This window comes from Sulfitobacter sp. HI0027 (assembly GCF_001634775.1).
Classification (GTDB): Bacteria; Pseudomonadota; Alphaproteobacteria; order Rhodobacterales; family Rhodobacteraceae; genus Sulfitobacter.
The window spans coordinates 1-11,221 of record NZ_LWER01000449.1 but is presented as its reverse complement, the minus strand read 5'-3'; the positions used below and the strand labels follow the sequence as shown (position 1 = coordinate 11,221).

At 62.5% G+C, this 11,221-nt stretch carries 11 protein-coding genes; 5 read left to right on the top strand and 6 right to left on the bottom strand.

Features of this window, described 5'->3' with window-relative positions; all coding sequences use genetic code 11:
* The 4 genes from murJ to A3722_RS21665 all read right to left on the bottom strand — a co-directional run.
* Positions 1-756, bottom strand: a 756-nt coding sequence (murJ, locus tag A3722_RS21680) for a murein biosynthesis integral membrane protein MurJ (protein ID WP_330220244.1), incomplete at its 3' end; no start/stop codon positions are given.
* A gap of 110 nt (positions 757-866) precedes the next feature.
* Complete coding sequence (locus A3722_RS21675) at positions 867-1,418, bottom strand: CHAP domain-containing protein (protein ID WP_067623775.1); 552 nt, start codon at positions 1,416-1,418, stop codon at positions 867-869.
* Between the two features lie 128 nt (positions 1,419-1,546).
* Positions 1,547-4,327: a [protein-PII] uridylyltransferase gene (locus A3722_RS21670; RefSeq protein ID WP_067623796.1), complete on the bottom strand. Its 2,781-nt coding sequence runs from the start codon at positions 4,325-4,327 to the stop codon at positions 1,547-1,549.
* A 1-nt stretch (position 4,328) separates the two neighbouring features.
* Positions 4,329-5,510, bottom strand: coding sequence for a penicillin-binding protein activator (locus tag A3722_RS21665; RefSeq protein WP_067623778.1), 1,182 nt, complete (start codon positions 5,508-5,510; stop codon positions 4,329-4,331).
* 87 nt (positions 5,511-5,597) lie between these two features.
* Here A3722_RS21665 and rsmI point away from each other — a divergent pair, with 87 nt between their 5' ends.
* The 4 genes from rsmI (at position 5,598) to A3722_RS21645 (ending at position 8,833) form a co-directional block, all read left to right on the top strand.
* A complete protein-coding gene (gene rsmI, locus A3722_RS21660) occupies positions 5,598-6,455 on the top strand; it encodes a 16S rRNA (cytidine(1402)-2'-O)-methyltransferase (protein WP_067623782.1) in 858 nt (285 codons plus the stop codon).
* Positions 6,456-6,501: 46 nt separating this feature from the next.
* Positions 6,502-6,879, top strand: a complete 378-nt coding sequence (locus tag A3722_RS21655; protein ID WP_067623798.1) for a YraN family protein — start codon at positions 6,502-6,504, stop codon at positions 6,877-6,879.
* 104 nt (positions 6,880-6,983) lie between these two features.
* A complete protein-coding gene (gene gshB, locus A3722_RS21650; RefSeq protein WP_067623785.1) occupies positions 6,984-7,919 on the top strand; it encodes a glutathione synthase in 936 nt (311 codons plus the stop codon).
* On the top strand, positions 7,916-8,833 hold the full coding sequence (locus A3722_RS21645; protein ID WP_067623786.1) for an alpha/beta hydrolase: 918 nt from the start codon (positions 7,916-7,918) through the stop codon (positions 8,831-8,833). The genes gshB and A3722_RS21645 overlap by 4 nt, the downstream gene beginning before the upstream one ends.
* Here A3722_RS21645 and A3722_RS21640 read toward each other — a convergent pair.
* Positions 8,796-10,313: a YifB family Mg chelatase-like AAA ATPase gene (locus A3722_RS21640; protein ID WP_067623789.1), complete on the bottom strand. Its 1,518-nt coding sequence runs from the start codon at positions 10,311-10,313 to the stop codon at positions 8,796-8,798. The genes A3722_RS21645 and A3722_RS21640 overlap by 38 nt on opposite strands.
* A gap of 69 nt (positions 10,314-10,382) precedes the next feature.
* The gene (locus tag A3722_RS21635; protein ID WP_201722092.1) at positions 10,383-10,862 is read right to left on the bottom strand and encodes a hypothetical protein; all 480 of its coding nucleotides are present in this window, start codon (positions 10,860-10,862) and stop codon (positions 10,383-10,385) included.
* 62 nt (positions 10,863-10,924) lie between these two features.
* On the opposite strand from A3722_RS21635, the gene A3722_RS21630 reads away from it, so the two are divergent.
* Positions 10,925-11,221: helix-turn-helix domain-containing protein (locus A3722_RS21630; protein WP_150120575.1), on the top strand; the 297-nt coding region annotated here is incomplete at its 3' end.

Genomic DNA, 11,221 nt, shown 5'->3' with positions numbered 1-11,221 from the left:
CAGTTGCCCCACCACGAGGTTGATCTGCATCACGCCCGAGGCCAGCGCGGCGGGCAGGGCGACGACGATCATCGCGCGCATGTCGGGGGTCCAGCGCGGGCGGGAGGGGCGCAGCGGATAGCCCGCTTGGGCCGCGGCGCGCCAAGTCAGGGCAAGCTGCGCCACGCCAGCCACTGGGATCGACCAGATCAGCCAGAGCGCGACTTCGCCCCCGGTGAGGGCGGCAAAGGTCATGGCGGCGATGACGAAGATGTTCAGCAGTACCGGCGCGGCGGCGGCCACGGCAAAGCGTCCGGTGGCGTTCAGGATGCCGGAAAACAGCGCCGAGAGTGACATGCACAGGATATAGGGAAAGGCGATGCGGCCAAAGGCGACCGTCATGTCGAACCGGGGGTCGCCGACAAAGCCTTCGGCGGTCAGCCAGACCAACCCGGGCATGAAGATCATGCCCAAGGCGGTCAGCGCCAGCACCACCAGCGCCAATCCGTTGAAGGCATCGCGGGCGAATTTGCCAGCGCCTTCCTCGCCTTCTAGCTTCTTGGCGAACATCGGCACGAAGGCGGCGTTGAACGCGCCCTCGGCAAAGAAGCGGCGGAACATATTGGGCAGGCGGAAGGCGGCGACGAAGGCGTCCATCACCGGACCGGGGCCAATGAGCGACAGAAGCAGTACTTCGCGCAGGAAGCCGAGCACGCGGCTCAGCAGGGTCCAGACCCCAACGGTAAAGAAGCCGGACATAAGACGGATAGGTTTCATTGGGAGAGCCTTAGGTTGCGCTGGGTGATCCCTAGCGTGGCGGCTCATCCGGTGCAATGCGGGGTGATTGGCCCTGATGGGCCGCTTACCCCGCTTTGGCGGTACAACGCTTATCCGCCGGTCGGGTAGATAAAGCCGTTAACAGGATAGGTGCTGCCAAAGGCGCCGGGCTGGCTTTCGACCCGTACCGCGGACCAGTCGTTGCTGTCCGACACGTCGATGACGGCCATCTTCAGCGAGACTTGATTGCGTTTCCAATTGGCGTGATCCACCCGGATTTCGCGCGGCGAGACGACATCGGAAACCACAGCGATATGCCCCATCGGCAACGAGCTGGTCCCGCTAAAGGCCATGACGGCGCCAACGACCGGCTCATTGCCGCGTGGATAAAGCCCCTTGGCCTTGTCCCACCATGTCTCTGCATTGCCGCGAATCTGGATGCCGCTGACATTGCGGGCAAAGGGCACGCACCAAACGCGCTGGCCCTTGGCGCGCATGTCTTGGGCTGTCTGCACGGCCATGAAATGGCGCTGCGGATCTATTCCTGAGAAATCATAGGGCTGCGGGATGTCAGGCGCTTTGGCGCAGGCTGCCGTCAAAAGAAGTGTGGCGCAAAGGGCCATCAGGCCCCGGTTCGGCAGTGCTGCGCGTGTGACGCTCATAAGTCCCTCATTCATGGAATCCCGCGCTTCTGCCGGGTTGAAAGGGATTTTGAGGATCCCATGTCAAAAGCAAAGCGCGGAAATAGAGGGTGGCGGGATTTTGCCAGTCAAAGCGTGCCGAAGGAACCCTAGCCCTCGGCCCGCTCAACCCCTGCGGCAATCGCTTCGCGCAGACGTTTTTCCAAGGTCCGCTGCTTGGCCTCGGTATAGTATTTCAGGCCGAACATGTCTTTGACGTAGAAGGTATCGACCACCTGCTCGCCAAAGGTCGCGATGACGGCGTTGGCAATATAGACGTTTGAGCCAGCCAAGGTGCGGGTCAGATCATAAAGAAGGCCGGGCCGGTCGCGGGTGTCGACCTCGATGATCGTATAGATTTCAGACCCTTCGTTGTCGAAAGTGATATGGGTCGGCACCTTGAAAGCGCGTTCGCGTTTCTTGACCTTATCGCGCGATTTCAGCGCATCGCGGGCGACGATCTCACCGCGCAGGGTCTTTTCGATTGTGTCGCGCAGGCGCGGCAGACGCGACGCTTCATAGGCGTTGCCTTCGCTGTCCTGAATCCAGAAGGCATCGGTCACGAAACCGTCTTTGGTGGTATAGCTGCGCGCGTCGACGACATTGGCTCCGACCAGTGCAAGCGCACCCGCAAGCCGGGCAAAGATGCCCGGATGATCGGCCATGACAAAGCTGGCGCGGGTGGCACCGCGATCCTCATCCGGGTGCAGGTCGATGCGGATATCATCGTTGCCGATGTCGCGCAGCAGTTCCGCAAAGGCGACGTGGGCGGTGACATGCAGACCCTGCCAATAGGGCGGGTAGTGGCGGGCGGTCTCTTGCTGCAAAAGCTTGCGCGGCCAGTCGGAAAGCGCGGCGCGCAGGGCTTTCTTGGCCTCCGCCCCCCGGTTCTCACGGTTGAGGTCTTCAAGCCCGGTTTCAAGTGCCCGCTCGGTCTGGCGATAGAGGGCCCGGATCAGCACCGCTTTCCAATTGTTCCACGTGTTCGGCCCGACGCCGCGAATGTCGCAGACCGTCAGCACACAGAGCAGGTCGAGCCGTTTGACCGTCTGTACCGCCTTGGCAAAATCGCGCACCGTGCGCGGATCGGCGATGTCGCGTTTCTGGGCCATGTCGGACATCAGCAGGTGGTAGCGCACCAGCCATTCCACGGTGTCGACCTCATCGCGTTTCAGCCCCAGCCGCGGGCCGATGCGCCGCGCGAGTTTCGCGCCGATGATCGAATGATCCTCGGGTCGCCCTTTGCCGATGTCATGCAGCAGCAGTGCCACATAAAGCACCTTGCGATTGACCCCGCGCTTCAGGATCGAAGAGGCAACGGGCAGTTCTTCTTCCAGCTCGCCTTTTTCGATCCGGGCGAGGTTGGCAATGCACTGGATGGTATGTTCGTCCACGGTGTAGGAGTGGTACATATTGAACTGCATCATCGCCACGATGGGCTCAAACTCAGGGATGAAGGCGCCCAAGACGCCCAATTCGTTCATCCGCCGCAAAGAGCGTTCGGGATTGCCGTGTTTCAACAGCAGATCAAGGAAGATGCGCCGCGCCTCGGGTGTGCGGCGCATGTCATCGTCGATCAGCGCGAGGTTGGCTTTAATCAGCCGCATTGCGTCCGGGTGGATCAGCATCCCCGTGCGCAGCGCTTCTTCAAAGATCCGCAGCAGGTTCAACTTGTCTTGCAGAAACTCTTGGTCGTCTTTTAGCGCGATGCGGTTGTGGACCACCTGAAACCCTTCGCGCATTTTCGGGCGGCGGCGAAAGATGCGCTCCAGCAGCGGCTCGGCCTTCATATGCGACGCTTCAAGCCCGCTGACAAAGATACGGGTCAGATCCCCCACCGCCGTTGCGTGGCGGAAATAGGCCTGCATGAAGATCTCGACGCCCCGCCGGCCCCCGATATCCTGATAGCCCATCGCTTGGGCAACCTGCACCTGCATGTCAAAGGTCAACTGTTCCGTCGCGCGACCTGCAATCAGGTGAAGATGCCCGCGCACGGCCCAGAGAAAGGCCTCGGCCTCGCGGAAGGTGTCGTATTCATCGGCGCGAAAGACACCGAGATCGACCAGATCGGCGACCCGGTCCACGTCATGGATGAACTTGGCAATCCAAAAGAGTGAATGCAGATCGCGCAGCCCGCCTTTGCCTTCCTTGACGTTGGGCTCGACCATATAGCGCTCACCCTGTTTCAGGTGGCGGTTGTCGCGCTCCTCCAGCTTGGCTTCGATGAAATCCTTCCCGGCGCCCGAAAAGAGGTCGTTCTTAAGGCGTTCGGAAAGCTCTTGGGCAAGGGTGAGATCGCCATCGATGAACCGGTTCTCCAGCAGAGCGGTTTGGATGGTGTAGTCATCGGCCCCAAGCCGCAGGCAATCTTCGATGGTGCGGGTGGCGTGACCTACCTTCAGCTTCAAATCCCACAGGATATAGAGCATCGATTCAATCACGCTCTCCGACCAAGCGGTGGCCTTGTAGGGGATGAGGAAAAGCAGATCGACATCGGAAAAGGGCGCCATCTCTCCCCGGCCATAGCCGCCCACGCCGATCATGGCGAGCCGTTCACCCTCGGTCGGGTTCGGATTGGGGTGCAGAACCTGCGTGGCGATCTGCAAGACGCAGCGCAGCAGTTGGTCGGTGAGATAGGTGTAGGAAGAGGTCATCGCCCGCGCATCAAAGGGCGATTCCGCAAAGCCCGCGGCGATTGCCTTGCGGCCTGCCTGCTGGGCTTCTTGGATGAGGGGGACGATCTCGGCCCTCAGCGCGGCACCTTCCAACGTGCTGTCGCGTTGCGAAAGGGCCTGCCAGACGGCTGTATCGTCAAAGATTTGTTCGGGCGCGCAAATCAGGCGCGGGTGTCGACGCGCGCCTGATGTTGTTGTCGGTTTCGCGAGGTCCAATTCAGAAACCAGCCCCGCCAAAGCCGCGCGGCGCTGGGTCTAGCACGACAACCCGGTTGTTGCGGATCGTGGCCACGGCCAGCGCACGTTCATTGGCGCCATCGCGGCGCAGACGGAAGATGCCGCTGGCCCCTTGGAAACCCGCCCCTTGGGTGAGGGCCGCACCGGAAAGCGCGTTGGATTTGCCGCTCTTTACCAAGGACCCGATCGCCGCGATCCCGTCAAAGGCCAGCCCGGCCAAAGGATGGGGGTCGCTGCCATAGGCCGCTTTGTAGCGGTTGGAGAAGGCACCGCTTGCCGCTGTGTCGGGCAGGGCAAACCAGCCGCCCTGCACGCCGGGTAGGGCCAGCGTTTGCTGCGGGATGTCCCAACGGGTCAGGCCGACATATTGTGTGGTCGCCGATTGGATCCCAGCTTCGGGCAGCAGCTCTGCGAAAAGTGGCAGGGCACTGGCCGAGGACGTTGTGAGGAACAGCGCATTCGCGCCACTGCCTTCGATCGTCGCCTTGACCCGCGGCACGGCAGCCACGACCGACTCTTGGCTCAGCGCGTAATCTACGGTGCCCGCCAGTGTCGCGCCATTGGCGCTGATCGCCTGAACAATCGCATCGCGGCCCAGTTGACCGGCAAGGTCCTGACCATGCAGCACGACCATTTTGTCTTTGCCATTGCGCTTGGCAAAGCTCACCAAACGGTTGGCGGTATTGGCAAAGGTCGGCCCAAGCACGAAGACATTGCCGCCCGCGATGGTCGGGTTGTTCGAGAAAGAGATCACATTGACCCCGGAAGAGGCCACCGCCACGCCGGCCGCATTGGCCGCCTCGCCGTAAACCGGCCCGAGGATGATCTTGGCCCCTTCATTCACCGCCTGAGAGGCAGCGGCAGCGGCTTTGCTGGCGTTGCCCGCGGTGCCATAGACGCGCAGGTCAATCTCGACGCCGCCAAGGTCGCGCATCGCAAGACGCGCTGCATTCTCAAGGTTTTTGGCCAGCAACTCATCGCTAGCAGAGCCACCGCGCGGCACCAAAAGCGCGACAGGAACGGGGGCAGAGGGGTCAATGCGCGGGCCGCCGGAATTGGCGCCGCCGATGGCGACGGGCTGACAGGCCGCCAGCAGGACCGCGAATAGAGGCAATAAGAGCAGGTGCATCTTCTTGCGGAAGGCTCGGAAACAGGCAATCATTTGTATTCACTCCCCGGTGGTGGCAAGACGACGACGGTCGCCGGAACATGGCCGCGATCATAGTCACTGCGAAAGGCGGGTCCAGCGTTGAAATTCCTCAAGACAGCTCTAGCCCCAGGACTTTATTTCGTGGGCGTCCCAATCGGCACCGCACGCGATATCACGCTGCGTGCGCTGGACACGCTCGCCGCGGCGGATCTGCTGGCGGCCGAAGACACGCGCAGCCTGCGCAGGCTTATGGAAATCCACGGGGTGCCGCTCAATGGACGCAAGGTAATCGCCCTGCACGACCACAGCGGCCCATCCGTGCAAGAGCGGCTTATCGCGGCCATCCGCGAGGGCAAATCGGTTGCCTATGCGTCAGAGGCGGGCATGCCCCTGATCGCCGATCCGGGCTTCGAGCTTAGCCGTGCCGCCGCCGAGGCGGGGGTGATGCAGACCTGCGCACCGGGGCCCTCGGCGGTGCTGACCGCGCTGGCGCTGGGCGGCCTGCCGACGGATGCGTTTTTCTTCGCAGGCTTCCTGCCCAATAGTAAATCCGCACGGATCGCGGCACTGGAAAAGCTGCGCGACGTGCCGGGAACCTTGGTGTTTTACGAATCACCCAAACGGCTTGGGGCCATGCTGCGCGATGCGGCAACCGCGCTGGGCGCGGGGCGTAAGGCAGCCATGTGCCGAGAGTTGACCAAGAAGTTCGAAGAAATTCAACGCGATACGCTTGAAAATCTTGCAGAGACCTATCAGGCCCAAACGCCAAAAGGCGAAGTGGTCGTTCTTATTGATCGAAGCCGTTCAGAGTCTGTTAATCACCTTGACCTAGAAACAGATTTGCAACGGGCGCTTAAAGAGATGTCGATGCGTGACGCTGTCGATTTGGTGGCGCAGACCCATGGCCTGCCACGGCGGCAAGTCTATCAGGCGGCATTGGCGCTCGGCAAAAGTTAGGACAACAGTCGGAGTAACGAACATGGCGCAGGGTGACACAGGAATGATGCGAACTGCGGCCAAGCGCCAACGAGGCCGCATAGCCTATCATGCCGGGATCGCAGCCGAAAATAGGATCGCGCAAGACTACGAAAGACGCGGCTTTGCCATCGCGCGCCGCCGCTGGCGTGGCCGCGCCGGAGAGATTGACCTGATCCTGCGCGATGGGGCTGCCTTGATTTTTGTCGAAGTGAAGCAAAGCCGAAGTTTTGCGCGTGCCGCTGAAAGCCTCTCTGCCCGACAGATGCAGCGCATCTACCGCTCTGCCGAAGAATTCCTTGCCGGTGAACCTGCTGGCAGCCTGACCGAAGTGCGCTTTGACGTGGCGCTTGTCGATGGGCAGGGAGCCACGGAAATCATCGAAAACGCTTTTGGCTACGGCTGACCCATTGCGCATAGGCCCCTGCTGCGCCATCTAAGAAGCGATCCCAAACGCCTGCACCGTCGGTCCGGGTCGGATCACGACAAGGTAAGCAGCGGGGGACGCCGATGAAAATCGCCTTTCAAATGGACCCGATCGGGGACGTGAACATCAACGCCGACAGCAGCTTTCGGCTGGCCGAAGAAGCACAGGCGCGGGGGCATGAGCTGTTCTTTTACACACCCGATCATCTGGCGTACCAAGAGGGGCGGATCACCGCGCGGGGCTATGATTTTACCGTACAGCGCGTGCTGGGCGATCATGCCCAGTTCGGAGGTGAACGTGAGGTCGATCTGGCCGATTTCGACGTGGTCTGGCTGCGCCAAGACCCGCCCTTCGACATGCATTACATCACCTCGACCCATTTGCTGGATCGGCTGAAAGACACCACATTGGTGGTCAACGATCCCTTCTGGGTGCGCAACTATCCCGAGAAACTATTGGTTCTCGATTTCCCCGACCTGACGCCGCCCACCACCATTGCGCGGGATCTATCGACCATCAAAGCCTTCAAGGTGAAGCACGGCGATGTGATTTTGAAGCCGCTCTATGGCAATGGCGGCGCCGGGGTGTTCCGGCTGGATGCCAATGACCGCAACCTTACCTCGTTGCATGAGCTGTTCACCGGTTTCTCTCGGGAGCCGCTGATCGTTCAGAAATTCCTGCCTGCCGTGTCGAAAGGCGACAAGCGCGTCATCCTTGTGGACGGGGAGCCAGTAGGAGCGATCAACCGCGTACCGGCGGAAGGCGAAACGCGGTCGAATATGCATGTCGGCGGGCGACCGGAAAAGGTCGGGCTGACCGAGCGCGATCTGGAGATTTGCGCCGCCATTGGCCCATTGCTGAAAGAAAAGGGTCAGGTCTTCGTCGGTATCGATGTCATCGGCGACTATTTGACCGAAATCAACGTGACTTCCCCCACCGGCATTCAGGAACTGGAACGGTTCGACGGCGAGAATATCGCTGGCAAAATCTGGGAGGCGATCGAGGCCCGCCGCGGGTGAGCCTGCGCCAGCATCTTTTGAACCGCTGCCTGCGCCTGACAGAGAAGCCTTTGTTGGCCCGCGCAAACCCTCAAATGCTGCGGGCCACGATGGAGATGCAGGCGCGGCTCTTTTTTAAAGGGCCGCGCGATGTCTTCGCCGAATGGCGGGGCTTGCCGGGGGCGGGTTCGGTGCTGTGGCTTACGCCGCAGGGCCCTTCGAATGGTCGCGTGATCCTCTACGTCCATGGCGGCGGATTTGTCTTCGGCAGCCCGGAAACCCATCGTGCCATGGTCGCGCGTTTGGCGCTGCTGACGGGCGCGCAGGCGGTGCTGCCGCGCTATGCGCGGGTGCCGGAGGCGGCCTTTCCCAAACCTGCGGAAGACATCCGCGCGGCTTGGGACGCGCTGTGTCGGACAGGCATCGCCGCGCGGGACATCGTGATTGGCGGCGACAGCGCGGGCGGTGCTTTGGTCTTTGACCTTTTGGCGGAGCTTTGCCGCGAAGGCGCGGCGCTGCCTGCGGGCGTCTTCGGGCTTTCCCCCTTGTTGGACATGACCTTTTCCGGCGCGAGCTTCACGCAGAATGCCGAAAGTGACGTGTTGTTGCCCGCCGCCCGCGCGGCAGAGATGGCGCGGCTATATCTGCGGGGGCAGAGCGCAGAGAGCCCGCGGGCAAGTCCGATCCTCGCGGATTTCAAAGGGGCGCCGCCGGTCTGGCTTACCGTGAGTGACAGCGAAATCCTACGTGACGACAGCCGCCGCTTTGCGGCCCGTTTGCGCGACGCGCAGGTGCCGGTCACCTTTCAAGAGGTCCATGATCTGCCGCATGTTTGGCCGCTGTTCCAAAACCACCTGCCGGAGGCGCGCGAGACCCTTGCGACCCTCGCCGAGTGGATCAGCGCCTTGCCGCCGGATCGGGCAGGCGAAAGCTGATCGCTTCGGCCATATGGGGGCGGCGCACCTCGGCGGCACCCTCGAGATCGGCGATGGTGCGGGCCACGCGCATGACCCGGTGATATCCACGCGCGGAGAGGCAAAACCGTTCAGCCGCGCGCAGCAGCAGGTCGCGCGCTTCCGCATCCGGGCTGCCGACGGTTTCGAGCAATTCCCCCGCCGCGTCGGCATTGGCCGATATGCCGTCATGCTGGGCGTAGCGGGTTGATTGGAGCGCCCGCGCGGCAGCGACCCTTGCCGCAACCTCGGCAGAGGTGTCGCCGTTGGCGGGCAGGTTGAGGTCACTGTAGCTGACGGGGGGCACGTCGACACGCAGGTCGAAACGGTCCATCAGCGGGCCCGAAATGCGGCCTAGGTAGTCTTCGCCGCAGGCCGGGACGCGGGCGCAGGCGCGGGCCGGATCGGGCAGATATCCGCATTTACACGGGTTTGCTGCGGCCACCAGCATGAAGCGGCAGGGGTATTTCACATGGGCGTTGGCGCGCGCGATCATGACCTCGCCAGTTTCGATCGGCTGGCGCAGGGTTTCGAGGACTGTGCGATTGAACTCTGGAAACTCATCCATGAACAGCACGCCATTATGCGCGAGGGATGCCTCACCCGGTCGCGCTTGGCGTCCGCCGCCGATGATGGCGGCCATCGAGGCCGTATGATGCGGCTCGCGAAAGGGGCGGCTGCGGGAAATGCCCCCCTCATCTAGAAGCCCGGCGAGGGAGTGGATCATCGACGTCTCCAGCGCCTCGGTCGCGGTAAGCGGCGGCAGGATGCCCGGCAGCCGCGCGGCCAGCATGGATTTGCCCGAACCCGGCGTGCCGACCAACATTAGGTGGTGCCGTCCGGCGGCGGTGATTTCCAGCGCGCGTTTGGCGCGTTCCTGACCTTTGACTTTGCGTAGATCGCGGCCTGCCGCAGTCAATGGCACTTCCCCCGGTTCTGCGGGCGTGATCGGCACTTGGCCTGTGTAGTGGCGAACAACGTCGCCTAGATTGGCCGCGGCGATGACCTGTGTGTTGCCGACCCAAGCGGCCTCTGCTCCCGATCCTGCGGGGCATAGGAGGCTGCGGTCGTGGGTGGCGGCAGCCATCGCCGCGGGGAGGGCGCCGACGACCGGCATGAGCGTACCGTCAAGCGAAAGCTCTCCCAAGGCGACCACATTCTGGGTGATGTCCTCTGGCAGGATGTCGAGCGCTGACAGAAGTGCCAGTGCGATGGGCAGGTCGAAGTGACTGCCCTCCTTGAGCAGGTCTGCCGGGGAAAGGTTCACGGTGATGCGTTTTGACGGCAAGGCGATGGCCATGGCACTGAGCGCGGTGCGCACCCGGTCGCGCGCTTCTGACACGGCCTTGTCCGCCAGTCCGACGATAGAGAAACCGGGCAGGCCCGCAGTGACCGCGCATTGCACCTCGACAATGCGCGCCTCAACCCCCTGAAATGCGACCGTATAGGCCCGCGATACCATTGCCCACTCTCCCGCCTTGCTATGGTTAATCGATAGGCAAGACGGGTTTAGGAATGGTTAATGCAGGTCTTAGGCCGCCGTAGCGACGGGCCAGTCCCGTTTGGGCAAACCAAGCTCATAGGGGAACGGTTCATACGCGGTTTCCAACCCGGCAGCGCGCCATGTTTTGAAGGCCGGATCATGGATTGTGGCGTCGCAATAGGCCCGCGCATCAGCCGAGACAGGCAGGTCATAGCCGACGATCCGCGCGGCAACCGGGGCATAGAATACGTCAGCGAGCGAGTAGGCCCCGAAAAGCCACGGCCCTGCGCTGCGCGGCTGGCTGCGGGCATGTCGCCACAAGTCTTCGATGCGCTCTAGGTCTTGCCGGGTGTCGGCATCCGGGTCGAACCCTTCCCACACATGTTGCAATTGCATCGGGCAGGCTCCGCGCAGCGCGCCGAAGCCGGAAGCCATCGCAACACATAGCCAGCGCGCCGTGGCCCGGGCGGCTGGATCAGCGGGCCAGAGCCCGGCATCGGGATGCCGTTCGGCCAGCGTTTCGGCCATGGCTAGTGTTCTCCACCTGACAGGAGATTCCCATCGGCAACGTGATGTGCCATATTTGAGGCATGAGACGCCATGACATCTGCCTTTACCTTGGCCCCGCCGACCGTACTGAGCTTCAAGCCCTGATCAGCAACCGCAACACTGCGCGCAAGCTTGTCTGGCGGGCCGAGATCGTCCTGGCCACAGCGGACGGTCATGGCACGTTCGAGATTATGCGACGCGCGGGCACGTCGAAACCCACGGTCTGGCGCTGGCAGCAGCGGTATCTCGATGAGGGCGTGGCCGGTCTCAAGCGTGACAAGACGCGACCCTCGCGGGTGCCGCCTTTGCCCGTGGAAACAAGGCTGAAGGTGATCGCC

Coding starts and splice junctions, on each gene's coding strand:
- A3722_RS21655 (WP_067623798.1), top strand. CDS start 6,502: ATGCGAACTGCGGCCAAGCGCCAACGAGGCCGCATAGCCTATCATGCC.
- A3722_RS21640 (WP_067623789.1), bottom strand. CDS start 10,313: ATGGTATCGCGGGCCTATACGGTCGCATTTCAGGGGGTTGAGGCGCGC.
- A3722_RS21675 (WP_067623775.1), bottom strand. CDS start 1,418: ATGAGCGTCACACGCGCAGCACTGCCGAACCGGGGCCTGATGGCCCTT.
- A3722_RS21635 (WP_201722092.1), bottom strand. CDS start 10,862: ATGGCCGAAACGCTGGCCGAACGGCATCCCGATGCCGGGCTCTGGCCC.
- A3722_RS21665 (WP_067623778.1), bottom strand. CDS start 5,510: ATGATTGCCTGTTTCCGAGCCTTCCGCAAGAAGATGCACCTGCTCTTA.
- gshB (WP_067623785.1), top strand. CDS start 6,984: ATGAAAATCGCCTTTCAAATGGACCCGATCGGGGACGTGAACATCAAC.